General features: G+C 60.7%; 24 protein-coding genes and 1 tRNA gene. 7 read left to right on the forward strand and 18 right to left on the reverse strand.

The window, feature by feature from the left end; all coding sequences use genetic code 11:
* Nucleotides 1–181 precede the first annotated feature (181 nt).
* The 3 genes from BDI24065_RS15170 (at nucleotide 182) to BDI24065_RS15180 (ending at nucleotide 2,755) form a co-directional block, all read left to right on the forward strand.
* Entirely contained in the window at nucleotides 182–1,267 is a 1,086-nt protein-coding gene (locus BDI24065_RS15170; RefSeq protein WP_175031983.1) for a sensor histidine kinase, read from the forward strand.
* Nucleotide 1,268: 1 nt separating this feature from the next.
* Nucleotides 1,269–2,003, forward strand: coding sequence for a LytR/AlgR family response regulator transcription factor (locus tag BDI24065_RS15175; RefSeq protein WP_175031984.1), 735 nt, complete (start codon nucleotides 1,269–1,271; stop codon nucleotides 2,001–2,003).
* A 155-nt stretch (nucleotides 2,004–2,158) separates the two neighbouring features.
* A complete protein-coding gene (locus tag BDI24065_RS15180; RefSeq protein WP_175031985.1) occupies nucleotides 2,159–2,755 on the forward strand; it encodes a hypothetical protein in 597 nt (198 codons plus the stop codon).
* Between the two features lie 441 nt (nucleotides 2,756–3,196).
* Here BDI24065_RS15180 and BDI24065_RS15185 read toward each other — a convergent pair whose 3' ends face one another.
* A complete protein-coding gene (locus BDI24065_RS15185; RefSeq protein WP_175031986.1) occupies nucleotides 3,197–4,009 on the reverse strand; it encodes a hypothetical protein in 813 nt (270 codons plus the stop codon).
* Nucleotides 4,010–4,178: 169 nt separating this feature from the next.
* Between BDI24065_RS15185 and BDI24065_RS15190 the strand changes: the two genes are divergently transcribed.
* Complete coding sequence (locus BDI24065_RS15190) at nucleotides 4,179–5,435, forward strand: hypothetical protein (protein ID WP_175031987.1); 1,257 nt, start codon at nucleotides 4,179–4,181, stop codon at nucleotides 5,433–5,435.
* A gap of 302 nt (nucleotides 5,436–5,737) precedes the next feature.
* Here BDI24065_RS15190 and BDI24065_RS15195 read toward each other — a convergent pair whose 3' ends face one another.
* The 5 genes from BDI24065_RS15195 to BDI24065_RS15215 all read right to left on the reverse strand — a co-directional run bounded on the left by BDI24065_RS15195 (nucleotide 5,738) and on the right by BDI24065_RS15215 (nucleotide 14,837).
* The gene (locus BDI24065_RS15195) at nucleotides 5,738–7,447 is read right to left on the reverse strand and encodes a LeoA/HP0731 family dynamin-like GTPase (RefSeq protein WP_175031988.1); all 1,710 of its coding nucleotides are present in this window, start codon (nucleotides 7,445–7,447) and stop codon (nucleotides 5,738–5,740) included.
* A complete protein-coding gene (locus BDI24065_RS15200; protein WP_175031989.1) occupies nucleotides 7,447–9,648 on the reverse strand; it encodes a hypothetical protein in 2,202 nt (733 codons plus the stop codon). The genes BDI24065_RS15195 and BDI24065_RS15200 overlap by 1 nt, the downstream gene beginning before the upstream one ends.
* Nucleotides 9,649–10,366: 718 nt before the next feature.
* Nucleotides 10,367–11,365: a helix-turn-helix transcriptional regulator gene (locus tag BDI24065_RS15205; RefSeq protein WP_254609768.1), complete on the reverse strand. Its 999-nt coding sequence runs from the start codon at nucleotides 11,363–11,365 to the stop codon at nucleotides 10,367–10,369.
* Between the two features lie 588 nt (nucleotides 11,366–11,953).
* A complete protein-coding gene (locus BDI24065_RS15210) occupies nucleotides 11,954–13,294 on the reverse strand; it encodes a virulence factor (protein WP_175031991.1) in 1,341 nt (446 codons plus the stop codon).
* 367 nt (nucleotides 13,295–13,661) lie between these two features.
* A complete protein-coding gene (locus BDI24065_RS15215; RefSeq protein WP_217481818.1) occupies nucleotides 13,662–14,837 on the reverse strand; it encodes a PLP-dependent cysteine synthase family protein in 1,176 nt (391 codons plus the stop codon).
* An 855-nt stretch (nucleotides 14,838–15,692) separates the two neighbouring features.
* On the opposite strand from BDI24065_RS15215, the gene BDI24065_RS15220 reads away from it, so the two are divergent.
* Together BDI24065_RS15220 and BDI24065_RS15225 are read left to right on the forward strand one after the other, a co-directional pair.
* The gene (locus tag BDI24065_RS15220; protein WP_175031992.1) at nucleotides 15,693–16,166 is read left to right on the forward strand and encodes a hypothetical protein; all 474 of its coding nucleotides are present in this window, start codon (nucleotides 15,693–15,695) and stop codon (nucleotides 16,164–16,166) included.
* Between the two features lie 72 nt (nucleotides 16,167–16,238).
* Entirely contained in the window at nucleotides 16,239–16,775 is a 537-nt protein-coding gene (locus BDI24065_RS15225) for a hypothetical protein (RefSeq protein WP_254609769.1), read from the forward strand.
* 68 nt (nucleotides 16,776–16,843) lie between these two features.
* On the opposite strand, the gene BDI24065_RS15230 is transcribed toward BDI24065_RS15225, so the two are convergent.
* From BDI24065_RS15230 to BDI24065_RS15265, 8 genes are all read right to left on the reverse strand, one after another.
* On the reverse strand, nucleotides 16,844–17,149 hold the full coding sequence (locus tag BDI24065_RS15230; RefSeq protein ID WP_175031993.1) for a hypothetical protein: 306 nt from the start codon (nucleotides 17,147–17,149) through the stop codon (nucleotides 16,844–16,846).
* Nucleotides 17,150–17,305: 156 nt separating this feature from the next.
* Nucleotides 17,306–17,381: transfer RNA gene (locus BDI24065_RS15235), tRNA-Thr, on the reverse strand.
* An 18-nt stretch (nucleotides 17,382–17,399) separates the two neighbouring features.
* Nucleotides 17,400–17,927: a ClpXP protease specificity-enhancing factor gene (locus BDI24065_RS15240; RefSeq protein ID WP_175031994.1), complete on the reverse strand. Its 528-nt coding sequence runs from the start codon at nucleotides 17,925–17,927 to the stop codon at nucleotides 17,400–17,402.
* 70 nt (nucleotides 17,928–17,997) lie between these two features.
* Nucleotides 17,998–18,609, reverse strand: a complete 612-nt coding sequence (locus BDI24065_RS15245; protein WP_006400565.1) for a glutathione S-transferase N-terminal domain-containing protein — start codon at nucleotides 18,607–18,609, stop codon at nucleotides 17,998–18,000.
* Between the two features lie 92 nt (nucleotides 18,610–18,701).
* A complete protein-coding gene (locus BDI24065_RS15250) occupies nucleotides 18,702–19,460 on the reverse strand; it encodes a cytochrome c1 (RefSeq protein ID WP_175031995.1) in 759 nt (252 codons plus the stop codon).
* A 21-nt stretch (nucleotides 19,461–19,481) separates the two neighbouring features.
* Nucleotides 19,482–20,864: a cytochrome b gene (locus BDI24065_RS15255; RefSeq protein ID WP_175031996.1), complete on the reverse strand. Its 1,383-nt coding sequence runs from the start codon at nucleotides 20,862–20,864 to the stop codon at nucleotides 19,482–19,484.
* Complete coding sequence (gene petA, locus BDI24065_RS15260) at nucleotides 20,861–21,481, reverse strand: ubiquinol-cytochrome c reductase iron-sulfur subunit (RefSeq protein ID WP_175032038.1); 621 nt, start codon at nucleotides 21,479–21,481, stop codon at nucleotides 20,861–20,863. Before petA ends, BDI24065_RS15255 begins: the two co-directional genes overlap by 4 nt.
* Before the next feature lie 218 nt (nucleotides 21,482–21,699).
* The gene (locus BDI24065_RS15265; protein WP_175031997.1) at nucleotides 21,700–22,446 is read right to left on the reverse strand and encodes a Nif3-like dinuclear metal center hexameric protein; all 747 of its coding nucleotides are present in this window, start codon (nucleotides 22,444–22,446) and stop codon (nucleotides 21,700–21,702) included.
* 21 nt (nucleotides 22,447–22,467) lie between these two features.
* Between BDI24065_RS15265 and BDI24065_RS15270 the strand changes: the two genes are divergently transcribed.
* Complete coding sequence (locus BDI24065_RS15270; protein ID WP_043191754.1) at nucleotides 22,468–23,673, forward strand: Do family serine endopeptidase; 1,206 nt, start codon at nucleotides 22,468–22,470, stop codon at nucleotides 23,671–23,673.
* A 220-nt stretch (nucleotides 23,674–23,893) separates the two neighbouring features.
* On the opposite strand, the gene tatC is transcribed toward BDI24065_RS15270, so the two are convergent.
* The 4 genes from tatC to BDI24065_RS15290 form a co-directional block, all read right to left on the reverse strand.
* Complete coding sequence (gene tatC / locus BDI24065_RS15275) at nucleotides 23,894–24,682, reverse strand: twin-arginine translocase subunit TatC (protein ID WP_175014742.1); 789 nt, start codon at nucleotides 24,680–24,682, stop codon at nucleotides 23,894–23,896.
* A gap of 41 nt (nucleotides 24,683–24,723) precedes the next feature.
* Nucleotides 24,724–25,254 carry a Sec-independent protein translocase protein TatB gene (tatB, locus tag BDI24065_RS15280; RefSeq protein WP_175031998.1) on the reverse strand — a complete coding sequence of 177 codons (531 nt, stop codon included), beginning with the start codon at nucleotides 25,252–25,254 and terminating at the stop codon, nucleotides 24,724–24,726.
* A gap of 26 nt (nucleotides 25,255–25,280) precedes the next feature.
* Nucleotides 25,281–25,511 carry a Sec-independent protein translocase subunit TatA gene (gene tatA, locus BDI24065_RS15285; RefSeq protein WP_021161850.1) on the reverse strand — a complete coding sequence of 77 codons (231 nt, stop codon included), beginning with the start codon at nucleotides 25,509–25,511 and terminating at the stop codon, nucleotides 25,281–25,283.
* 93 nt (nucleotides 25,512–25,604) lie between these two features.
* Nucleotides 25,605–25,970, reverse strand: a complete 366-nt coding sequence (locus BDI24065_RS15290) for a histidine triad nucleotide-binding protein (RefSeq protein WP_175014744.1) — start codon at nucleotides 25,968–25,970, stop codon at nucleotides 25,605–25,607.
* Nucleotide 25,971 lies beyond the last annotated feature (1 nt).

The raw sequence follows: 25,971 nt of genomic DNA on the forward strand, positions 1-25,971 counted from the left end.
GCCACACCCCGTGTCCTTCCGCCGCCCCTTCCACTACACTCGTGACGGAAACCGGCCAACCGTCGGCAGCCGAAGCGCTTCGTCGAGGCCGCGTGCCGTTCGTCGCATCGCGCGCGCAGTCGGCCCGTCCGGCAGTAAGGTCAGGTCATCGGCGCATCGTGCGCCATCCTTACCCGACATCATGCGAGCCACGTCCGACCCTTCGCCGATTTCGCAGCCACCCGCCGGCGCCGCGCCGCGATTGCTGCGCGATCCGGCCGCACTGCTCGCATTCGCGTGCTTCAACTCGGTCGTCGGCCTGGGTTTCTGGGCGCTCCATTTCCAGGAACCGCTGTTGCCCGACCTCGTCGTCGCCAACGCGATCGGTTTCTGCGCGCTGCTGCTCAGTCACGCTGCCGACTGGCTTCTGCCGCGCAAGCCGGGGCTCGCGCTGAAGACCATCGTGATCGCGCCGGCCAGCGTGCTCATCGGCTACGAGATCGCGGCGACGATCATCAACGGGAACGTGCCGCACGTGTTCGGGCACGCGCGCATCGGAACGTGGGACAACTACGGGCCGTCGTTTCTGATCTCGGCGATCCTGTTCGTGTGCGTGTCGCTGTTCCTGCAGTCGATGCGCATGCGAGCGACACTCGAGACCGAGCGCCGCGAAGCGGCCGAAGCGCGCCAGGCCGAGACGGCCGCGCGCCTGGCGCTGCTGCAGGCGCAGATCGAGCCGCACTTCCTGTTCAATACGCTCGCGAACGTGCAGAGCCTGATCGAGCGCGATCCGGCTCGTGCATCGACGATGCTCGACAGCCTGAACCGCTACCTGCGTGCGAGCCTGCGACGCACGCGCGATGCGACGTCGACGCTCGGTGACGAGCTCGAGCTCGTCGACGCGTTGCTGAAGATCGCGTCGATCCGGCTCGGCGAGCGGCTTTCATATGCGATCGACGTGCCGGCGGAACTGCACGCGCTGCCGTTCTCGCCGCTGCTGCTGCAACCGCTCGTCGAGAATGCGTTGCTGCACGGCATCGAGCCGTCGATCGACGGCGGCGTGATCGTGATTCGCGGCAGGATGCGCGGCGACAGCCTCGAACTGAACGTGATCGATACCGGCGTCGGGCTCGGCAAAAGCGATACGCGCCTGCATGGCGGCGTCGGGCTCGCCAACGTCGCCGCGCGTATCCGGACGCTGCACGGCGAGCGTGGCCGCGTCTCCGTCGAGACGAACGCCGCCGCCGCGCATGGCGTCACCGCTACCCTGCTGATTCCGATCGACTGACATGCCGACCGCCCTCATCGCCGACGACGAACCGAACCTGTCCGCCTCGCTCGCGCAGCGGCTGGGCCAGCTGTGGCCCGAACTGGACATCGTCGCGATGCCGCGCAACGGCATCGAAACGCTGGCCGCGCTGAACGCGTCGCCGCGCCCGGACATCGCGTTTCTCGACATCCGGATGCCCGGCATCGACGGGTTGAAGCTCGCTGCACTGGCGCCCGACGTGCATGTCGTGTTCGTCACGGCCTACGACGAATACGCGGTCGACGCGTTCGATCGTGCGGCGGTCGACTATCTGCTGAAGCCGGTGACGGACGAGCGGCTGCTGCGCTGTATCGCGAAGCTTCAACGCGGCGGGCCGGCGCCCGCGCATGCCGATGCGCTCGAGCAGGCAGCGCAAGCGCGGGACGCTGCGCCGATCCGCTGGCTGACGGTCGGCGTGAAGGATGCAACGCGGCTCGTATCGGTCGACGACGTGCTGTACTTCCAGGCGTCGGAAAAATACACGGAAGTCGTCACGGCCGGCGAACGGCTCGTGATTCGCACGCCGCTGAAGGAACTGATGCAGCGGCTCGATCCGGAACGGTTCGCGCAGGTGCATCGCGGCGTGATCGTTGCGTACGCAGCGATCGATCGTGTCGAGCGCGATCTGTTGGGACGGTTGCGGATTCGCGTGCACGGGCAGCGGGAGATGCTGCCGGTGAGTCGTGCGTATGCGGGGTTGTTCAGGCAGATGTGATGGGGGGGCTCGCGGCCCGGGTGACACGATTACGTTCGGACAGATCGTGGGCGATGCGTTGGCAAATCGTGCCGCATCCAACACAATCACGCGAACATCCCGCACTCGGCGGCATGGCATCGCACAAACACGACGTCCCACCCGGGAGACCCGTCATGAAAACAGTACGTGGAATGACAACGTGCGTGGTTGCAGCGCTCGTGAGCGGCTGCGTGACGACGCCGACTCTCGTCGACGAGAGCGTGGCCGGCATCACGCCCACGCAGGCGAGCGGGATCCTGATCGTCGTGGATGGCAAGATCTTCGATTCGCCGGCATTCGGCAGCGAGGGCCGCGCCTATCTGGCAGGACTCGGCGAAGGCATCCAGGGCACGTTGACGGACATACCGACGAAGCTCGTCGAGCTCGACGTGATGAAGTTCGTCGATCCGATACCGCATGCGCTGGACGCAATGCATCCGAGTCACATGGTTCGCCTGTACACGGCGTCCGACTTGCGCCGCAACGACACGCCTGTCAGGGCGACGTGGCAGATGACCGTTTCCGACGTCAAGATTAAGCCGGTCGCGGAGACCCGAGAAAAGCCTGCAGGGACGCGCTACATGTTCAATCCGATCTACAAGGTGCGCGCCGATGGCGACACGTGCGTCGATTCCGACAGTCTCGCGAAGAAATGCGGGCTGGCGATGGGAAAGATGCTCGGCGATGCACTACGCGCCGCACACGTGATGCAGGTCGGTGCGGGGACGTAGGCGAAATGGCTACCGCCACCGTTGATACCCTCGTCAACCAGGAAAACCGGGCTCCGAGCATAGTCCAACCCTCAATCGTCGCTGCAGGTGACAAGGGCGACAACGAGCCCAACACTTAAGCGCCACCTGCAGACAGCGGGGAACCCGCAGCAATACGGGTTCCTCTTTTTTGCTCAGGTCTGCGCCGACACGGTAAAGCTGCGGATCAACGCTAAGGAACTTCGTGTCCGGCACGAGATTGAACGCCATCGGCTCGGCGGACGCGAACCCAAGCAGTTCGTAAAGCTGTTGCGCGGCGACAAACTCCGGCAGGACATCAAGACTTGTGCGAGCGCAACCTGCTGATCGTACCTCACTCACGATGTCCTCGGCGATCCACCTCGTGGCAACCGGCACTGCCGATCACCTGACCATCTTGTCATGAGAACCGCCCCGCAACGTTCACGCGCCGTCCAATTCGCGCACCATCATCTCGAGCAGATGGCTTCGCACGGCCTTGGCTCCCGACGACGTAGGCGCTGCTGCGGCGGCGATCAGATGCGAGAGTTGGGAGAGTGCCGCACACGGCGGCAGGCCCCCGGCCACGACCCACTGCCCCGTGCGCGCAGATGGCATCTGACATGCATGACCGGCAAATAACACGAGTGCGGTGCCGGACACGGAAAGCCTGCGCTGGATCGCCCGGTTTGCGCCGATGCAGTTCCAGCAGAACGTCGAACCCACCAGGCATGACGGCTTGACCATATGAACGACGACATCGGCGTCGCGATTGTCTGACGCGACGGCAAGGGCCCAGGCGAGTGATCCGTCCAGCGTGGGCAAGGATTCGATCCACGTCTGCGCCTGGGACGCATCGTAACCCCACAGCCTGAGCGCGATGCGAAGCGGCGCACGGTTGATCCGTTCACGAATCTCGTGGCGCGTGGTGTTGGGATTGTTGTACTCATGGCTCTGCTTCGTCATGGTGTTGGTGCCCTCCATTGCATTTGAACCAGCAGTCTGTGACTCGATTGGGACAATCACTGTCCTGAACTCAAGCGGCGCGAACAGCGAAGCACGCACGACCCAATCGGGACATGAAATGTCCCCGTCCTGCTTTACAGTCGTCGGCGCGGCGCGGGGGACGATCCCCCAGCAAACTACGCCGCTCATATCCCGTGCTTTGGGCGTGATCGCGCCGCCTGCCCAATCGATGAGTGAGCACACATGCAGCAGGAAGATTCGAGGCGGGGCACTCGAAACACGGCTTGCCATCGACGCCGCGCTCCGATCCGCTCCGGTGCAATCGCGCGGCAATTCAACCTCGGCATCCGATTGCCGATATATCCATCACCCGGTGAAGCGATTGTTCGACCGTGCGCCAACGAGCAGGCAATCAACGACATCTTTACAGACAGAGACCATCGAACGAGGAACCCATCAAGTGATTACGCTTCCACACGCACGTCGTCAGCAAATTTCGGATCTTCGATTTCTCGCTGCATGGGACTTCTGGTTCAAGCGGTTTCAACCTGAACGAAACCCGTTGACCGATCCAATGCCGCGGCTTGCCGCGAATGAGTCTTTGGCCAATCGTCTCAGCACTGGCGTTCGCTTTGCGCTCGATATCATGTGCCGTATGCTGGCCACTCCCCCGTATCGCAACGCGAAGCAGGCCTCGCTCGAAATGGTGGATGCCAATCTTCATCTCCTGGAGCATGCGATGACCGTCAATCCGATAGGCGGTCTTACGGTCAAAGGCGTTCGTCTTACCGCCCTGGGACGCGAACTCCTCGAAGAAATACGCGTTGCCCCCGCACTTGAGGCCATCGCTGATGCATGGGACGCCGGCGACGGCATGCAGGAGGACATGGCGGACACAGAAGACGCTGGCGATGTATTGCACACAAGTGACCAAACAGTGCAACCCGATTTCCCCAACGTAATAATCGAACAGCTGGTCACAGATATCGAGACGGACGAGTTCATCCCGACGTATCGCAACCGGCCGCTCGGTGCACCTGTCTCGGGTTGGCGGGCGCGCCTCTATGCCTATTTTTGGCCGCATCCGGCCACCGGCTACGCCGAAACGTCCGCGGTGCTCGCGCCGATGCTCGATACTGCTCGGCAACTCGCTGATTCAGTCGGAAAATGGTCGGAAGGCCAGAAAAGGCTGGCAGTCGAGTTCGCCGCAGGAGTGTTCGTCTGGGGCGGGGTTTCGCAGCGGCAAGCTTACGAGTGGCAGCAGGTTGAGGCGGTATTTGCTTCCGCTATCGAGGGCCGGGTGCGAGACGGTGCACGGATGAACAGCGGCTGGACGAAGGTTGCCGCGTTCGCAACGGCCCATCTCGAACCAGAGCATGGTCTCGTCATCTGGGACAGCCGGGTTGCGCACTCGCTGATCAGACGCATTGATCGGATCTTGCTGAATCAGGGCTATCGAGAGGTACCGGCGCAGTTTGGTCGTATCGGCCGAGTACCAGGGCGGGGTGGCAGTCGAACGCAGCGTAACCCCTATGCATTGACGGGATGGCGCAGCGGCTACCAGAAGTGGAGCAGCGTCTATGCAGGCAGCGCGCTCGTTCGTGCGATTCGCGACGAGCTCAATAACCGTGAGCGTAGGTCGGCTACGGGCGACTCAGGATGGCAACCTTGGACGCTACGCGAAGTGGAAATGGTTTTGTTCATGGACGGATATTGACGTCGAATGCCTGCCACGAGGGTGCTATTGCGCCCTCATCAAGCGCAACAAGCTTTCGCGGGAGCACTGGCGCTCTGCCCCGAGCCCGAAGAGGATTTTCAAGAGCAACGGCTTGACGACGTCCGCCTATGCCTTGAGCGCATCCTGCTTCCCGGACCGCCTGCGACAGTGCCTGCGCGTCTTTGCACTTTTGTCGGGAAAGGAATCAGAATCGTCATCCATCGGGAACGGCCAGCCGTTGCCCATGCGGGCTCTCCCGTACTGAGACCACCGGCTGGCCGTGGAATTAACGGAAGGCTCGATCAGGCGGCATCCAGCGTCCGGAACTCCGCATCGATCGCTTCGCCCTGATCGCGCCAGCGATGGAATTGCTCACGCTTCTCGCGCCCCGCCACGACGCTTTGCTCGACCGCCGTTACGTTGGCGCGCAAATCGACGAGTTCCGGGAAAAACTGATCCTCGAAATGCGATCCGCCGATCAACTCCAGCAATTCCGCGCGCTGGTTCTCAAAGTTCTCGACCATCGTGTCGAGCACCTTGCGAAACGCCTGTTCGCGCTTCATCTGCTCCACGGAGTCCCAGATTTCGAGCGCAAGACCGAATGCCGACAACAAGCCGTTGAGCCCCTTCGCGAGATTGACGGCGCCCCACGGCTTGAACTTCAGCATCTTGCCGAGATCGAGTCCAACGACCTTCGCGACACCAACAATGCCATCCCGCGCCGCCAGCACCGACGTGTTGTTGATCAGGCCGCTCTTGACTACATAATCGATTCCCTGCTTGCCGTATGCACGCACGCTCGCGTTGAAATGATTCACCTCCGCGTCGAAGCCGACGGCCATCTTGCTGACTTCGAATTTCACCGAGCGCATCTGCTGATCGAACGCGTTTTGCAGATTCGCGTTGAGCACCACGCCGTCGGAGCCGATATTGCGCTCGAAGAATTCCGCGAACGTGTCCATCGATTGGCCACGCGCCTGCAAGATCAGGTCGGTGAAGAAATCTGTCACAAAGCTGCGCAGACCAATGCGCACATCGCCAATACGTTCATCGGATGAATTCAGTTGCTTGCGCAACTGGTTATTCATCGTTTCAAGGCGGTTCACTTCCTGCGCGATGCGATCGTCGTTATGGACGGCAATAGGTAATTGCTTGCCAAGCACGTCACGCACGATGCTGCGCCGCGTTTCGTCGACAACTGCCTCGATGCCTCCCGCCGCGGCAACCTTTTCCGACGTCGCATGCTGAAGCAACTCGATGCGCGAGAGCGCGCGAAAGCGCTCGAGGTCCGCAAGCCAGTATTCGGTGCCCATCTCGAACGGATCGGCGGCGACGGCAACCACGGCGAGCTCCGTGGCTTCCGCGTCGGTCAGCGCGATCAGATCGCGCAGGCGGCTTGCCACGTTGTCCCTTTTGATCGCGAAGAGCTTCGCATATTCGTGCTCGTCCTCGACATCCGCGACCGCATCGAAGCGGCTTAGCACGAACACCGTGCGCGGCAGCAAGTTCAGCGAGCGGAACAGCCAGGTGAGATCGTCTCGATGGCTCTCCTTGATCGGGTTCGTCGGATCCATGACATAGACCACGAGATGCGCCTCGCTCACGTACTTGCGCGTGAGTTCCTTGTACTTTTCGAGCGTATTGGTTTGCGCGTCGTACTGTTCCTTGAAGCCGAACAGACCCGGCGTGTCGATCAGCAGACAATCGGGGCTCGCCTCGTAGACCGTCACTGCATTCGACGATTCCTCATGGCTGATTTTCATTGTCGACTTGTCGAGCCGTTCGAGCCACGCGGCCGCGATCGCCGTCTTGCCCTCAGAAAACCCGCCAATCAGCACGACGCGCAGCTTGTCCTCCTCCACGCTGCGGATCGCATTGTCGAGCTTCGCCTTGACGTTCGGATCGGTGTCGATACCGAACGCTTCGCCTTGCGCGAGGAACAACCGCAGATCGCTGAGCACCTTCAACGTTTCCGTCTGCCGTTCCTTGAAAGACTTGAGCGTCTGTTCCATTACACTGCCTCTGTTTCGGAAATCGTTGTAGAAAATTGCGCGAGATTCGCGCTAACGCGGATCAGCGTTGAATTGATGTGCACCACCTGATTGACCGATTGCTCGACTTCCGAGGCGATCTCGTCAATGCGCGTCTTAACGCTCTCTATCACCTTGTCGCAACTGCTTTTCATCGCGTCTTCCATGCGACCGACGACGCGCCCGATGTTTTCGTTCGCGGCCTTGCGCTGCTGCGATTTCTTGTAATCACTGTCGAAGAAGCCCCAGACTGCTTTCGCGATGCTCACGACAAGCGTCACTCCGCCAATGGCGAGCGTCACCCAGCCGGCGGGATTCCAGATCATCATTAGCCCCCCTGCGAGCGCCGCGATGAGCGACATGTAATTTACGCCGCTGCCGAACTCCATGTTCAACTCGAAGCTACCGAGTGTCGGCGTGTCGATCGACCGATACGCATCCTGTAGTTCCTCGATGCGCCGCTGGAAGCGTTCAAGCGTATCGCTCACGTCCCGCTGGAAACGCGCGAGCTCCCGCTCCATCACCGTCGGCAGGGTCGATTCAAGCTTCGCCTGCTCGCGCTTCATCGCTGCGCCCAGCGCGTCCTTTACGTCGTCGTTATCGACGCCATCCTTGATCTGCTCGTAAATCTGCTCGCGCACGCGCGTTTCGAACGCGCGTATCGCGGCGTCCGCATGTGTTTGCAACGCTGGGCCGAGCGCCCTCACCGCGAGTGCCAGTTGCTCGCTAACGTGGGCCCAGTCGCGCTGAACGTCCGCAGCAAGTGGTGCGACCTTGTCACGCTGGATCAGCGCGACCGTGCCGGCCGCCGTCTGCACGGCGCTGCATACTTTGTGAACGTTCGAGGCACGGATACGCGCATCGCTGTCGGTCACCATGCTGCTGCTCAGCCAGTCGAGAAACGACTGGAAACCCGACCTCGCGAGCACGTCCGCGGGACTCGCCTTCGCGAGGAACTTCTCGCGACTGCGCGCGGTGTCCGAACCTGGTACGAGACAATCGGCCGCCGCCAGAAACGCGGGCTGCGCGCTCAACGCGATATAACGCTGATAGTTGTTGCCCAGATGCTCGCGCATCGTCTCGTCGAGCACAGCGAGGCTCGCGCGTTCGCCCTGGGTCAGCAATTCGCCTTTTTCGAGCTGGATCGGATTCGTGATGCGCTTGTTGAAAATCGACCAGACTTCGGTTTGATCGCCGAGATGCTCGCGAATCTTTTCGAGCGTGCCTTGCCCGTCCTTGTCGCCGGTCTGCGGCGCGGAAGGCTTGCCAGTCACATAGAACACCGCGTGTGCTGCCTTTACCGCGCCGAGAATGCTGTCGATAACGCGTGCTTCCTTACCCTCGATACCGGGCACGTCGAGCAGTTCGAAGCGCTGACCGTTCGCATCGAATTCATAGCCGTGTGCGTCGAGCGTGTAGTCGGAACGGCCCGTGCCGATAATCTGGCCGTCCGCGAACGGCACGAGGCTGTTGAGCATCGCATGCGCCTTCGCCTGCTCGGCTTCGAGCGACTGAAGCGCCGTTTGCGCGACGTTGAGCTGCGCATCGAGCCGTGCACGCTGCGCCTCGTGCGCAGCTGCAAGCTCCCGCTGTTGCAGCCCTATACGCACGAGTTCGCGTTGCTCCGGTAGCTTGCTGAACGCCCACACGAGCTTTTGCCAGAACGATGCGGCCCGCTTCTTCGCCTCAATCGCGAGATGCAGCCCATTCAGTTCCTGTTGGAGCGCATCGCGATCGACGTCAAGTTGCGTCTTACGTTCCGCGACTTGCTCGCGCTGCGCGTCGAGCGCCGCGCGGCTCGCCTCAATCGACTCGGCACGCGCCACCAACGATGCTTCGCTGATGCCGAACTCGGCCTCTTTCGCGCGAAACGCGGAGCGCGCCTCGGTCTTCGTGCGCTCTTGCAGCAGGATACGCAGCGTTTCGATGATCGTCGACTTGCCCGCATTTGTTTCGCCATAAAAAGCGATCGTAAATGTGTCCCAGCGCGCGTGTCGCTGCAAGGCCTCGATTCGCTTCGCAAGATCGTCATGAATCGGAGTGACGAGATCGACGACTTGCTTCATCGTGCTCGCAACACGCGGGTCGGTCGCGTCGAGCTTGAGCTGCCTGAGCAAATCGTCGATTTCGTTCAATACGGCCTGGTGCAGGCCATTCGATGATGTACCGTCAGTTTGTTGCATGTCGCCCCAACTCGATAGACATAGAAAATCCGTCATGAAGTTCTTAAAGACAGACACGACGAATGCTCGCTGCACGGGTCATGCCTTGACTCGCTCACGGTCTGGCAAATCATTCCCGTGTGCGTTTTGCTGCAATCACTTGTGCTGCAAAACCTGCTTGAATTTCGCGAAAGCCCGTCCGATCAGATTCGACTGTGACCGAATCAATGCAGGCGCACCACACCACGGGCAATGCGAACGAGTATCCACGTTCGGCATCAGGACATCGCTACGCGGGGCAAACGTATGTTTCCAACCGCACTGACTACATTTCAACGTAAAGGGCGCTGGGCGTACTGGCATATCACTTCTGGTAGTTTGTTTGTTATATGTGACGGGCTGCCTCAAACTTGCGATCTAACTGACACTCGCCATTCATCCGCGTTGCGCATCGCTCGTTGCCGAATCGACATATGCTCCTACGGCTACGGTTCCCACTACAGCCGCAACAAAAACAATCGCAAATGCGGCCAGATGTTGCAGGGGGGAGGAATTGCAATTCGTGAACATGTGCTGTCCTTTGAGAGGTGAAAGAGGACGGCTTCGATGCGCCGCCTTATCAACTTACCCCCCCTTCAGACAAACCATGTCCGACCGCCGTCGAGAGATACCGATCTAGTAGCGCAAGGGCACATGCTCCGCAATCAGTTCGTATACTGGCACGGCGCCCGTCACGATCTCACCCGCCTTCGTAAATCCCAGCCAGCGCCTTCGCTTCTGCCGCCAACTCGGAGCGCAGGCCCTCCGGCGCCATCACCTCGACGTTCGGTCCGAACGCCCGCAACCACCACCGCAACCGCTGGCTCAACAACACCGTGCCGTTCACCTCGAGCGTGTCGCCACTCTGGCTGAACTGCTGATCCGCGGACAGCGGCGCTTCCAGCAGATGATGGCCGGCACCGTTCGTGAACCGCAGCCTCAGATGGACCTCGCCTTCGACCATGAAATCGAACTGACGCTGCTCCCGTACATACTCCGAGAGCCTGAACCCGCGCGGATAGGTAAACGACTCGGGCAAGACGGTAGCGCGCAGGAGACGATCGAGCCGGTACATCGCCGGGTTCGGATGGCGAGGCATCGCCGCCACGAGATAAACCAGCCCACCCACTTCAACCAGACCAAGCGGGTGGACGACCTTTGCATCGGTGTTATTGACCTTTGTACGTGGCTGGTAGACGACTTCAAGTTGCTGCTCGTAAAAGAGCGCTTGTGAAACTTGTGCGAAGACGTCGGAATCGACCTCAGGATATTGCAGCGTGAAGCTACCGACCTCAACCTCGATCTTGTCGATCCATTTGCGGTAGCGCCGCTCATGCTCGCTGTTGACAATAGCCAGCCGCTTGCCGGCCACCTCGAACAACGGGGCCAACGTGTCAGCGACCAGCGTCGGAATACGCCAAGTCGAAAAACGACGTAGTGTCTGGAGCGCCAGCGCCTCGTCGTGCGTCATGGTGCCGGCTGCCTTCGTGGCGAGGCCGCTCGCTCCCGCAACCTTGCGCCAGTACTTGGCCCGCCCGCGCCGCTCCATTACGACGAGCCCGCTTTCGAGCATATCTTCCAGCCAGCGCTGCACCGTCTTCACAACCGGAGGATCAATCAGCGTGGCGCTGAGCTTGCGGTGCACATCCGGCGTGGAAAGCGGTTCTTCGTCTCTGCCTGCGTCGGGCAGAACCTGCATGATTTCTCGATCCAGCATATCGGGATATTGAATCTGGGGAATTGGCTCACGAGTCCATCGTTTTATCTAACGACATTTTTTGCTGATTCTTGAGTGCTACCTGCGAGAGATTGTTCGAGTGGTGTGTAGACGTTTGCCAAAAAATATTGCTGACGCGAGGGGGCAGGATCGTGTAACGGTATGGCAACACGGGCTTTGTTTGTCACTGCATTTAATGTCAGCAACCGGGGCCCTTCAATCGAAAACTTGATCGCATAGTCACCGCAGCAACGCGAGCGGGTGTCAGGATATCCGCGTTCACGATGGGTTGAGATTCACACGGATGGTCGGACGAACCGATCCTCGTAGTGAAGGGCAAACCGGTTCAAAGCGGCCGTTCAATCGTGAGCAGCGCGTCCCCTCAATGTCGAACTGCCCATCGCCCTCGACGACAACGCAAGGCCCGTGTAACCGGACACGTACAGCAGTCGCCAACACGTGGAGGGGCGCGGCCCATGACATCGCTGTTTGACGCACCGGTCTCGTCGTAGCCACTGTGGCTATGAACGTCGCCCACTTGAATAACGCCTCACATGGCCGGTTATCCGGTCAGTAGGAATAGCCTTGCATGCCGTAGTCGGTGTCGTGGCGACGCCCCCACCACGGCAGATACGCATTGTTCTCGCCCCGCGCACGGAACCAGTCCTTGTCTGGATCGATCAGTGTGACTGTCGATGGCGGAACCACCACCACCGCCGTCGGGCGCTGCGCATCCGTCGTCCCCGCCACCAGCACCGTCTCGTCCAGGTGATTCGCTCGACCGATTGCCAGCACCACGTCCGTCAATGCTGTACCGGCGCCCATCGGGCCCAGCAGCGCCGGCGTATTGAATGTCTGCTCGCGAAAATTGTAGTCCGGCAGCACTTCCGTCAGCGTCTGCGACAACGCGCCGATCCGCTCCGACGATGCTTCGTCGCCACCCGCGTCATGCACGACGAAGTTCAACGATGGCACCGTCACGCCCGCGTTGCGCGCCGCGCTGTCGATGATGGCTTTCCACGCCTGCGCCGCACGCGTGGTGCCAGCCTTCGCCGCGTAGTCCCCGACATTGCCCGTCGCCGCTCGCCCGATCCACGCGAGCGGTTCGCGCTCCGTCTTGAAGTTCGGCCCGACGAGAAACAGCACCACCATGTTCTCGTTGATCTGCGCGTCCTTCGGCGGGAAGCTCGGCGCGTCCCAGTTCATCACCCAGGCGCTCTTGTCCGGGTTCGCCTGCAGGTACTCCAGTGCGCGGTTCAGCGACGTGAAACCGGCGTTTGCCCCGCCCTGGTTGACGTGAACGTCGGGGGGCGTGTTTTTGCTCCAGAGATCCAGGAAATATTTATTCCCGATGTTGAACTCACTGATGATGCTCTGTTGCAGATAGGTCTGAGCCTCACCAGCGTCCAATCTATCCGGCACGGCAAACTCGACACGGATGCCTGCCAGCTCACGCCAGTCATCCTTATTCTTGGACTTGACCGTGTAGAAATACTTGGCGTTCGTTACATAGCGATCACCGAACAGTCCGAGCACTTTACGGACGTATTTGTGATAGAAGCCTTTGAAGGTTTCCTCTCCTTGGTTGCCATACACCAGCGCACCAATTGACTGGAGCTTCGCAAATTTCTGCGGCATCGTCCGAACCATGTCGTCGTTCTTGTTCGGCTGTACAAGACCCATTGTCCAGAGAACCTGCCATTGCGTTGGATAGTCGCGCCGCTGCAACGGATTCAACCACTCGAGTCCGACAACTTGTGCCACGAACGGCCGAGCCCTTTCGTTCGTATTCAGTGCAGCGGCATCTTTCTGTATCACGGCATCCGCATACGCAGGCGTCATCGCCATGATGGTCGATACAACAAACGCAGGAATTGCCACCAACGACGGTGCTATCAACAGTCGCTTCATTCAATCTCCCGCACTCATTTCGCCACGAGGCATATGTACTGTGAAAACACCCAAGCAGCACATGATACCCATCGCGACAATTCACCTGCAGGGAAAAATAGAGATCGGCCTGGCTTTACCTGCTGGATATTTATAAGAGCCTCACCAGCACCAAGCAACGAGTTTAAAAATTAGGATCCTGAAACACATTAGTACGATAATCCGATGTGCGCTACCGAAAGCGTCCTTGGAAAAGGGAACGTGAATGCGACAAAGGGAAACGCAAACATCGCGTCGCCCTTTATTGTGAAGTGTTGCGCGAGGATGTAGTCGAGCCTCACGAAGCCGGCATCAATCGTGCACGAACGCAGCGCTCCCCCGTACGCAATCAGCCGTTCCAAAGATCGGTCGACAGATACTTCAGCCCCGAATCGCAGATCACCGCAGCAATCGTCTTGCCGCGCATCTCGCCGGCCAGCAGCTGCAACGCAGCAGCCACGTTCGCGCCGGACGAAAAGCCGCCGAAGATCCCTTCCTTCTGCGCGAGTTCGCGCGTGACCTGCAGCGCTTCATCGCCCGCGACCTGTAGATAGCCGTCGGCGCGCACACCATTCAAAAATTGAAGATCGCCGATCGAATAGCCACCACCCTGGATCGGATGCTCGGGGCGCGTGACCAGTTGCCCGGCGATCGGCGCAGCACCGACCGGCTCGACGACATAACAGCGAATTGCGGAATTCCGTTCCTTGAGCGCCTTGCTCACACCGGCAAAGGTACCGCCCGATCCGACGAAATCGACGAACCCGTCGATGCGGCCGTCGGTCGCCGCCCAGATTTCCGGCCCGGTCGTCCGGTAGTGCGCGAGCCAGTTGCCGTCGCGATGAAACTGATCGGCGCGAAACGCGCCGCGCTCGACGACGATACGCTGCGCCTCGCGGTCGACGAGTTCAAGATCGCCGCCCGACACCTGTCCGGGAACGGAGCCCGGCAACTGATCGACCAGCACGACCTCCGCGCCCAACGCGCGCATCATCCTGGCGCGCTCCTCGGAGTTGCCCTTCGACATCACTGCGACGAACGGATAGCCCTTCACGCCGCAGATGATCGCGAGGCCGGTGCCCATGTTGCCCGACGTCAGCTCGACGACGGACTGCCCCGGCTGCAATGCGCCGCTACGTTCGGCTTCGTCGATGATGCCGTGCGCCGCACGATCCTTTTTCGAGAATCCGGGATTCAGGTAATCGAGCTTCGCGAGAATGGTGCCTTCGAGGCCGTGCACTTTCGTCAGCCGGTCGAGACGAACGAGGGGCGTTGTACCGATGGCATCGACGATGGAATCGAGCACTTTGCTCATGATGGCCTCCTGGTTCGGGTGGGCGTTGATCGTGAGCGATGTACTGTAGCCAGTGCGCCGAAGCGGAGCTTGTATGTTCTTGCTATGGAGATTCTCCCGGCGCATCGATCGATGCCGACAACTGACCGGGCTACCTGTCGCAACACGGAACAAGCGACAACCAGCGAGCCAGGAATGTGAACGCTGAAATGACAAAGGGCCGGGAGACAAAATCTCCCGACCCTTCGTTCAATTTGGTGCAGCTGCAGGACTCGAACCCGCCACCTGAGGATTGCAAATCACTTTAAATATTCATAAATTACAACAACTTGGCAGATTTCCGCGTTTTCGAAATTGCCGACTTTGTCGGCATGCCAGCCTTATGCCGCAAGGATCCGCATTGGATTGGAAACGCAGCACGATCGCTATGACACGGTTGTTTCACCGCGTCGTCCCGCACTGCAAGGGCTGTGTGAGGACGCGCCGCGGGGTCCCTCTGTGCCCTCAGCCCGAGTAAATGAGCCCCTCGGTAAATCTCGATTGAGGAACCGATGCGCTGCCGATCAAAGAATGCCCAAGCAAACGCCGTGGGAATCAGATGACGTGCGAAGTCGCGGTCCTCAACAAGTATGCGGTTGTCACTGCAGTTGACAGTGCGGTTACCACGACCAACGGTCAGGGCGAGCCCAGGTACTCCAAGGGCGGGAACAAGATCTTCCAGCTGTCTCATACGGAACCCGTTGGCGTAATGATCTTCGGGACCGCTTCCGTATGTGGCATGCCGTGGGAGGTCGTAATCAAGGCTTATCGCGCCGCCCCCCTCGAGACCAACAAATTCGACTCTGTTCAGGAATACGCCGAGGATTTCTTCTCGTTCCTTCAATAGGCGACTAGTCCAATTTCTACGACGGTTCGCGACGATTCGTTCGTCGACGCCCTTCCGCTCGATAAATTGGCGGAAAAATGATGCAAAAAAAATAATTTTTCCCAAACCCTACAGATTTTCTCAACGGCACCGATAATTCATCAGACGAATGCACATCCGGTTCGTCGCACATCATCTGTCCAATTATTGAGAAAATCACTATGCGACAAATCACGAAGAAATTCGCTTTGGCGGCTCTGCTGTCGTCGGCTGTCGTCGGCGCTTATGCCGGCACCACTTCGATTCAGAAAACGACGGCACCGCCGCAAGCGCTCATTTTTTCGACTGGTGCCGGTTTTACAGCTGGCGCATATTTCGGGCTGAGCGGGTCGGATTTTCCGGGCTCGCTGCTGACCGCAAACAAAAAACTGACTAGCATCGATGTTCAAACCACGTCGTATATCGGTGCAACGAGCGATGTCGTTTCCGTTTGCTATTTGCCGCCGTACACGTCGCAATCGAATTATTGTCACAATGAAATCGTTCCGGGGACTAGCGTTAGTCTTAAGGATTTCAATAATCTGCCATTCGGTAACGGTGCTTCCTTTGTGATTAGGCACAATCCGACCGGACGGCCTAGCACGACTCTGAATCCCGCAGGCAATGAATCCGTGACCTACAACTACTCGTATTGATGAGTACGCGCCCCGCTTGAGAAATCGGCGGGGCGTTTTCGATTTCCCGTATCGAACTGGGCGACCAACCCGATGTACGATATGGAAGGCCATCGCCTCACGTCTTCTTTCAGTGAAAAAGACGTGGCATCCGCAGAAGTGATTCAGGCCAACAGCAACAATACCAAGCTGGACAAGGGTTTTCTGAATTACATTTTGGATCAAGGTTACGGCCAGAACCACATTATGAATTTCCAGTTTCTGGAAAAATTCGTTACTCGTGGCTCGAGCGTTGACAACACGAATTTGAATGCGGTGGAATTTGAAACATATGCCGCCACACCTAAATCGATTGTCACTGCACCCAAAGATATCGAATTCCATCGTCCGATACCGGATTTTATAAGCCCCAATGGCGTGTTCACCATCACCGCAAAAGGTGCGAAAAACGGATTTGTACTGGCGGATGGTCATCCGGGACAGCAACAGAAAACGAATTCCGTTCAGATGAAAAACGGACACCTTGCGGTCGATATCGAAAAACCGTCTTTCACAGAAATGATACTTGCGATGCCGAAAGGTGCGCCTGTTAAACCGAACGCGGTAACTCACCATAAAAAGGCGACGTGATATCGTTCACGCAGCAGATAAAACGATGCGCCTGCACGATAGATCGAACCCGCCATATACGAGCTTTTTCATTTATTGGGAAGCTTCGCCTTACTATCCAAAGGCAAATCGTACAAGTGAACGTAGCGCTCACCAGCTACGACGTGTTCCCAATGATAGTCCGACAGGAACTGTCGGAGCTTCGGGCCATTGCCTTGCTTGTCTTCCGCGACACCGCCCAATTCAGCCCACCCCGTACCAGCGGGAAGATTGGCTTTCTTCAACGCCTCACGAAGATGGGACCAAGAACAGCGAGTCCGCAATGCGTCGATCACGGCTTCTGGCTTGCTGCCGCCGGTCATCGTCGGCTTAATAAGCGCGCTTGCCCCCGGCATATGCGTGGTCTCGTGCAAATTTTCTTGTCACTCGCGTAGTCCTTCGACGACCAGATGCTCGCGGTGGCCGATGTTGGACTAACGCGGTTTGTAGAACGACGCCTTGATGGTAGAACAAAAAAATGCGGGCCCCATCTCTGGGACCCGCATGGGTATTGGTGCCGGCTGCAGGACTCGAACCCGCCACCTGATGATTACAAATCAACTGCTCTACCAGATGAGCTAAGCCGGCGTAGCGCGAGATTTTACCTCATTTCACGATCTTGAGGCGAGGTCTGCTGCCACCTTTTGAACCGTCGCCATCGCCGTCGGTTTTCGGCGGCTCGTCGGCGCCTTCGGAGGGTTCCTCGTTCGCGCCGCTGTCGGCCACCGGCGTCAACGCGGCAGGCGACTCGTCGCGCTGCGCGTCATCGGCCTGCGCCGCATCTTCATCGAACGCACCCGAATCCGCACCTTCACCCGCGACCGCATCGACCTGGAACGCCATGCCCTGCCCGTTCTCGCGCGCATAGATCGCGAGCACGTTGGCAACCGGAATCTCGATCTTGTGCGCCTTCCCGGAGAATCGGGCCGTGAACTCGATCCACTCGTTGCCCATCTGCAACTGGCTCGTCGCCTCGAAGCTGATGTTGAGCACGATCTCGCCGTCACGCACGAACTGACGCGGCACGCGCGTCGAGTTGTCGACCCTCACCGCGATATGCGGCGTGTAACCGTTATCGGTGCACCACTCGTACAACGCGCGCAGCAAATAAGGCTTCGTTGAAATCTCTTGCATCACAATCCTCGAACCCGGAGCGGGGGCGCGGCACGCCGCGCCCCCGCTCCGTCATGCACTCATTGCACCATCAACGACGCATGACCTTTTCGGACGGCGTCAGTGCTTCGATATAGGCCGGACGGCTGAAGATCCGCTCGGCGTACTTCATCAGCGGTGCAGCGTTCTTCGACAGTTCGATGCCGTAGTGATCCAGACGCCACAGCAGCGGCGCGATCGCGACGTCGAGCATCGAGAATTCCTCGCCGAGCATGTACTTGTTCTTCACGAAGATCGGCGCGAGCTGCGTCAGGCGATCGCGGATCGCGAGGCGTGCCTTCTCGTGATTCTTCTCTGCTGCCTTGCCCTTCTCGTTCTCGAGCGTGCTGACGTGGACGAACAGTTCCTTCTCGAAGTTGAGCAGGAACAGGCGTGCACGTGCGCGCTGCACGGGATCAGCCGGCATCAGCTGCGGATGCGGGAAGCGCTCGTCGATGTACTCGTTGATGATGTTCGATTCGTACAGGATCAGGTCGCGCTCGACCAGGATCGGCACCTGACCGTACGGGTTCATCACCGAAATGTCTTCCGGCTTGTTGAACAGGTCGACGTCACGGATTTCGAAGTCCATGCCCTTCTCGAACAGCACCAGCCGGCAACGCTGGGAGAACGGGCAAGTTGTGCCGGAATACAGAACCATCATGTTTGCGTTTCCTCAAAAAAGCCGAGGGCCGGCACTCGGCGAACTCCTTCCGGGGTTCCACCTTGCGCCGGCCCCACGCCGGTCAGGCGTGATTACTTGATATCTTTCCAGTACGCGGCATTGAGCCGCCAGGCCAGGAAAGTCAGGACACCGAGAAAGATCAGCACCCATACGCCGAGGCGTTTGCGAGTCTGCTGAGCCGGCTCGGACATCCAGGTCATGTACGCCACCAGGTCGGCAACCGCAGCATCATAATCCACCGCGGACAGTGTCCCCGGCGTGACCTGCTGGAAGCCGACGAGCGTATGGGCCTTCTCGCCCGTCTCCTCGTCCGTCTTGTCTTCGAATTTGGCGGTGCGCTGCCCCTGCAGCTGCCACAGTACATGGGGCATGCCGACGTTCTCGAACACCGCGTTGTTCCAGCCGCTCGGCCGCGTATCGTCGCGGTAGAAGCTCCGCAGATACGTATACAGCCAGTCGCGGCCACGCGCACGCTCCTCGACCGACAGGTCGGGCGGCGAGGTGCCGAGCCAGTTCTTCGCGTCTTCGGGCCGCATCGCGACGGACATCGTGTTGCCGACCTTGTCGGTCGTGAACAGGAGATTCTTTTCGATCTCCTTCTGGGATATGCCCAGATCCGTCAGACGGTTGTAGCGCATCAGGTTCGCGCTGTGGCAGTTCAGGCAATAGTTTACAAACAATTGCGCGCCGTGCTGAAGCGAAACGAGATTTTCCGTGTTATCGGGCGCCCGGTCGAGCGGAAAATTACCTTCCGCCCGAACCGCCGGCGCTACCAGCAGCGCACACGCGGTCGCCCCGATCAGCGCGAGTGTCGAAAGCAGTTTCTTCATGTCGTTCTCTCCTCGCTCACGTTAATGGGGCTTGAAGCGCACCCGCTCCGGCGGCTGCTTGAACGTGCCAAGCGGCGTCCAGACGGGCATGCCGAGGAAGAACGCGAAGTAGATCAGCGCACAGGCCTGCGCGATCAGCGTCGAAGCCGGGGATGGCGGCCGCGTGCCGAGGAACCCGAGGGTCAGGAATGCCACGACGAAGATCCCGAGGAACACCTTGTGGAACAGCGGCCGGTAGCGGATCGACTTCACCGGGCTGCGGTCGAGCCACGGCAGGAAGAACAGCGTGATCACCGCGGAACCCATCACGACGACGCCCCAGAACTTCGACTCCGTCAGGTACATGAACACGACGATCGCCGCCGCCAGCACCGGCAGGCCGGCCTTCCACTTGCCGCGCGCGCGGATCAGCGCGAGCACGCCGAGCAGCGCGATCACGATCATCAGCACGATCTTGAACGGGTCGGTGGTCGCGCGCAGCATCGCGTAGAACGCGGTGAAGTACCAGACCGGCGCGATCTCGGGCGGCGTCTGCAGCGGATTCGCCGGGACGAAGTTGTTCGCCTCGAGGAAGTAGCCGCCCATCTCCGGCGAGAAGAACACGATCATCGCGAACACGATCAGGAACCCGCACACGCCAAGGAAATCGTGCACCGAGTAGTACGGGTGGAACGGGATGCCGTCGAGCGGAATGCCGTTCTCGTCCTTCTTCGCCTTGATCTCGATGCCGTCCGGGTTGTTCGACCCCACTTCATGCAGCGCGACAAGGTGCGCGATCACGAGGCCGACCAGCACGAGCGGAATCGCGATCACGTGGAACGCGAAGAAGCGGTTCAGCGTGACGTCCGACACGACGTAGTCGCCGCGAATCCACAGCGACAGGTCAGGGCCGACGAACGGGATCGCCGAGAACAGGTTCACGATCACCTGCGCGCCCCAGAACGACATCTGGCCCCACGGCAGCAGGTAGCCGAAGAACGCCTCGGCCATCAGGCACAGGAAGATCGCGCAGCCGAAGATCCACACGAGCTCGCGCGGCTTGCGATACGACCCGTAAAGCAGCCCGCGGAACATGTGCAGGTAGACGACGACGAAGAACATCGACGCGCCCGTGGAGTGCATGTAGCGGATCAGCCAGCCCCACGGCACCTCGCGCATGATGTACTCGACCGACGCGAACGCGAGCGTCGAGTCGGGCTTGTAGTTCATCGTCAGGAAGATGCCCGTGACGATCTGGTTGACGAGCACCAGCAGCGCGAGGGAGCCGAAGAAGTACCAGAAGTTGAAGTTCTTCGGTGCGTAGTACTCGGAAACGTGCTTCTTCCAGGTGGACGTGAGCGGGAAGCGCTGATCGATCCAGCCGGTGAGACCTGTCGTGGAGACTTCCTTGTTGTCGGCCATCACGCTTCTCCTTTCTCGTCCTTGCCGATCACGAGGGTCGTTGCCGACGTGAACATGTAGGGCGGGATGTCGAGATTCTGAGGCGCCGGTTTGTTCTTGAACACACGGCCGGCGAGGTCGTAGGTCGAACCATGGCACGGGCAGAGGAAACCGCCCGGCCAGTCGTCCGGCAGGTTCGGCTGCGGACCCGGCGTGAAGCGTTGGCTTGGCGTGCAGCCGAGGTGCGTACACACGGCCATCACGACGAGAATGTTCTTGCGATCGGCCCGCGAGCGATATTCGTTCGCGCAATACGCGGGCAACGGCATCGTATAGGGCTTTTCGGAGGTCGGATCGGCCACTTCCTTGTCGGCCTTGACCACGTCGGCCAGCATCGCATCGGTGCGGTTCAGGATCCACACCGGCTTGCCGCGCCACGGCACGGTCACCATTTCACCGGGCTTCAGCGCGCTGATGTCGACTTCGACCGGTGCACCGGCCGCTTTCGCTTTCGCGGACGGCGCAAGCGACGCCGCGAAAGGTATGACGGTGGCTACGCCTCCTACGCCACCTGCTACGGATGTCGCAATCAGCCAGGTACGGCGGCCGCTGTCGACGCGTTTCTCTTCCTTGTCTCGCATCACACGCCCCACTTCTGAGTTGGATTTTCCGTCACGACTTTCCATTCCGCCGCTAGTTTGCTCGAATGGAGCCGCCATTTACAAGGCCCGGAGATGAAAATCCCTTCGAAGTGATTGATAGTCAAGGGTTTTCCCCCACTATCGGAGCGATTAAATCATTTCACTTTTAAGCATCTGCTACATTGCGAAATTTCGATGCGCTGCCGCAAATCCGGCATTCAGACCGGGTTATGGATATCAATAAAAAGGTGTTCGATATCGAATTCTTCGGACAAGTGGGCGCCAAGTGCCTGGATTCCGTAGCGCTCGGTCGCATGGTGCCCTGCCGCAACGAACGCGACGCCGCTCTCGGCGGCCGTGTGCGTCACGTATTCGGACACCTCGCCGGTCAGGAACACGTCCGCGCCGGCGTCGATCGCCGCGTCGAAGTAGCTTTGCGCGGCGCCCGTGCACCACGCGATGCGGCGCAGCTGCATGTCCGAATCGCCGAGCACGAGCGGCGTGCGGCCGAGCGTGCGCTCGACCTTCGCGACGAAGTGTTCGAGCGAGACAGGCATCGGCAGCGTCGCCATCCAGCCGAGGTCGCCTTCGCCGAACCGCTGTTCGCCGATCAGGCCGAGCCGGTCGCCGAGCTGCGCGTTGTTGCCGAATTCGGGATGCGCGTCGAGCGGCAGGTGGAACGCGAACAGGTTCAGGTCGTTCGCGAGCAGCAGCTTCAGGCGCTGGTACTTGCGGCCCGTGATCTGCGGCGGCTCGTTGCGCCAGAAATAGCCGTGATGGACGAGCACGGCATCTGCCCCCCATTCGAGCGCGGCTTCGAGAAACGCGACCGACGCCGTCACGCCGGTGGCGATCTTCTCGATCTTGCGGCGCCCCTCGACCTGGAGGCCATTCGGGCAATAGTCCTTGAAGCGCGCGGTTTCAAGGGTATTGTTCAAGTACAATTCAAGTTCGATCCGATCCATATAAACCTCTAATCCATTCAGATGCTTAGACGCTTCTGGCTGTTCTTCGCGCAGGCGGTTACCGTGCTGCTCGCGCTGATGTTCATCGTCGTGACGCTCAAGCCGCAATGGCTGCAACGGCAAGGACAGCTCGGCAAGCAGCTCGCCACGCCGATCGTTGCGCTGCGGGAAGTCGCGCCGGGCATCGGCGGTGCGCCGGCGACCACGTCGTACGCCGAAGCCGCACAAAAGGCGATGCCGGCCGTCGTCAACGTGTTCTCCAGCAAGGACGGCTCGCTGCCGCCCGACCCGCGCGCGAAAGATCCGCTGTTCCGCTACTTCTTCGGCGACCGCAACGCCCGCAAGCAGCAGGACGAACCGGCGGCCAACCTTGGCTCGGGCGTTATCGTGAGCCCTGAAGGTTACATTCTAACGAACCAGCACGTCGTGGACGGCGCCGACCAGATCGAAGTCGCGCTCGCCGACGGCCGCACGGCCACCGCGAAGGTCATCGGCAGCGATCCCGAAACCGATCTCGCCGTGCTGAAGATCAACATGACGAACCTGCCGACGATCACGCTCGGCCGCTCCGACCAGTCGCGCGTCGGCGACGTCGTGCTCGCGATCGGCAACCCGTTCGGCGTCGGCCAGACGGTCACGATGGGGATCATCAGCGCGCTGGGCCGCAACCACCTCGGCATCAACACGTTCGAAAACTTCATCCAGACCGACGCGCCGATCAACCCTGGCAACTCGGGCGGCGCGCTGGTCGACGTGAACGGCAACCTGCTCGGCATCAACACCGCGATCTACTCGCGCTCGGGTGGCTCGCTCGGCATCGGCTTCGCGATCCCCGTGTCGACCGCGCGTACGGTGCTCGAGAGCATCATCACGACCGGCTCGGTCACGCGCGGCTGGATCGGCGTCGAGCCGCAGGACGTCACACCGGAGATCGCCGAGTCGTTCGGGTTGTCGCAGAAATCGGGCGCGATCGTCGCCGGCGTGCTGCAGGGCGGCCCGGCCGACAAGGCCGGCATCAAGCCGGGCGACATCCTGGTCTCGGTCAACGGCGACGAGATCACCGACACGACGAAGCTGCTGAATACCGTCGCGCAGATCAAGCCCGGCACGCCGACCAAGGTGCACGTCGTGCGCAAGGGCAAGGAGTTCGACGTGAACGTGGTGATCGGCAAGCGCCCGCCGCCGCCGAAGCAGACGCTCGACGAGCAGGACAGCGATACCGAATGACGTCAGGCGAGCGGCATCCCGCCGCATGCCGGACACCATCGGAAACATCGGAAACGAAAAAGGGCAGCCGGTTGGCTGCCCTTTTGCTTTGTATCGAAAGACCTTCGTCGCCGGGAAGATGGCTCGCCGCCCGCTTTCCAGCCGACTAACCCGCCACCGGGTCGCCCCTCGGGTCTGGCCAAACGACCGGCCGCGCCGCGCACCGCCCGGTGCGCCGCCTTCAACTGGCGGCTTCGCCGTTCTCCGCCTCGCCCTCTTCGGCCGGCTTCTTCGGCACGAAGAACCGCGCAGCCAGCAGCCCGATCTCGAACAGCACGACCAGCGGCAGCGCGAGCATCAGTTGCGAGAACACGTCCGGCGGCGTGACGACCGCGGCGACCACGAACGCGCCGACGATCACGTACGGTCGCATCTCCTTCAGCTTCTTCAGCGACAGCACGCCCATCCGGACGAGCAGCACGACGACGATCGGCACCTCGAACGTGACCCCGAACGCGATGAACATCCCGAGCACGAAGCTCAGGTAGTTGTCGATGTCGGTGGTCATTTCGGCCCCGAGCGGCGCGTTGTAGTGCGCCATCACGCGGAAGATCGTCGGGAACACGAGGAAGTACGCGAACGCCATCCCGCACAGGAACAGCACGTAGCTGCTGCCGACGAGCGGCGCGACGAGCTTCTTCTCGTGCTGGTACAGCCCCGGCGCGACGAACGCCCAGATCTGGTACAGCACGATCGGCAGCGCGATCACGAGCGCGACGAGCATCGTGACCTTCATCGGCACGAAGAACGAGCCGGTGACGTCGGTGACGATCATCTTGCCGTCCTTCGGCAGGTTCTGCATCAGCGGCCGCGCGAGCAGCCGGAAGATGTCGGGCGCCCAGTAGACGAGCCCGAGGAACACGACGATCACGGCCGCGCCCGCGCGAATGATGCGATCGCGAAGCTCGACGAGATGGGAAATGAAGGTTTCTTCCGGGGCGTCGCCCGGGGTCTGCTGGGGGTCGCTCACGCCGGCCCTCGGTAGGATTGACGAGCGAGCATGCGCTCGGCTCAGAAGAAGCGCGTCGGCCGGCGCAGGCTGGCCGGCTGGTGGCGCGCGACACGCGCGGCGCCCGACTGCACGTGCGTGCGGCGAGTGGTCGCTCGCTTGTACCAGGCAGGCGCAGCCGCCTGCTTGACGCGCCAGTTGCGGCGCTTCGGCGCGAGCGCGGCCGAACTGCCGCGCCACGACGGCGCGGCGGGCATGCCGGAACCGGTCGAACCGGCGTCGCCCGCCGCTTCGTTGAGACCGCCGACCGCGGAATGCCACGTGTCGTTCAGTTCCTTCTCGTGCTCGCGCAGGTTGTCGTGGATCGTCGTCTCGACATTGCGTGCGGCCGCCTCGAAATCGGTCTTCATCGTCCGCAGCGCGTCGAGTTCGATTTCACGCGAGACCTCGGCCTTCACGTCATTGATATACCGCTGCGCGCGGCCGAACAGCGCGCCTGCCGTACGCGCGACGCGCGGCAGGCGCTCGGGGCCGAGCACCACGAGCGCGACGACGCCGATCAGCGCCATCTTCGAAAGACCGAGATCCAGCATTGCGAATGCCTGTCAGCGTGCCGGCGTTACGCCTTGTTCGAGTCGGAACGCGTCGTTTCCTTCGCGTTGACGTCGACCGAGCCCGAGCGCGGCAGTTGCTGCGCGTCCGCCGGTGCTTCGCCGTCCTTCATGCCGTCCTTGAAACCCTTCACGGCGCTGCCGAGATCGTTACCGATGTTGCGCAGCTTCTTCGTACCGAAAACCAGCGCGACGATCAGCAGCACGATCAGCCAGTGCCAAATGCTCAATCCACCCATGATGAAACCTCTCCTCAACCACGCCGCGATGCGGCGCAAATCGCCGGCAACGCGCCGGCTTCGACAATCGATGCGGGGAAACGCCCCGCGCCGTCAACCCATCCGCTGCCAGGGGCGCGGGCCGGCCAGGATATGCGCGTGCAGGTGGTAGACCTCCTGCCCGCCGCCCGGGCCCGTGTTGATCACCGTGCGGAAACCGGTTTCGCCACCCGTATACGCAACGCCGAGCTGGTCGGCGAGACGCGAGACGAGCACCATCAGCCGGCCGAGCATCGGCGCATCGGCCTCGCTCGCCGCCGACAGCGTCGGCAGGTGCTGGCGCGGAATCACGAGCACGTGCGTCTCGGCCGCCGGGCGGATGTCGCGGAATGCGACGAATTCGTCGTCCTCGTGCACCTTCGTGCTCGGGATCTCGCCTGCCGCGATCTTGCAGAACAGGCAATTCGGATCGTGACTCATG

Origin of the sequence: Burkholderia lata (assembly GCF_902499025.1) — a bacterium.
In the GTDB taxonomy this organism is placed as follows: domain Bacteria; phylum Pseudomonadota; class Gammaproteobacteria; order Burkholderiales; family Burkholderiaceae; genus Burkholderia; species Burkholderia lata_C.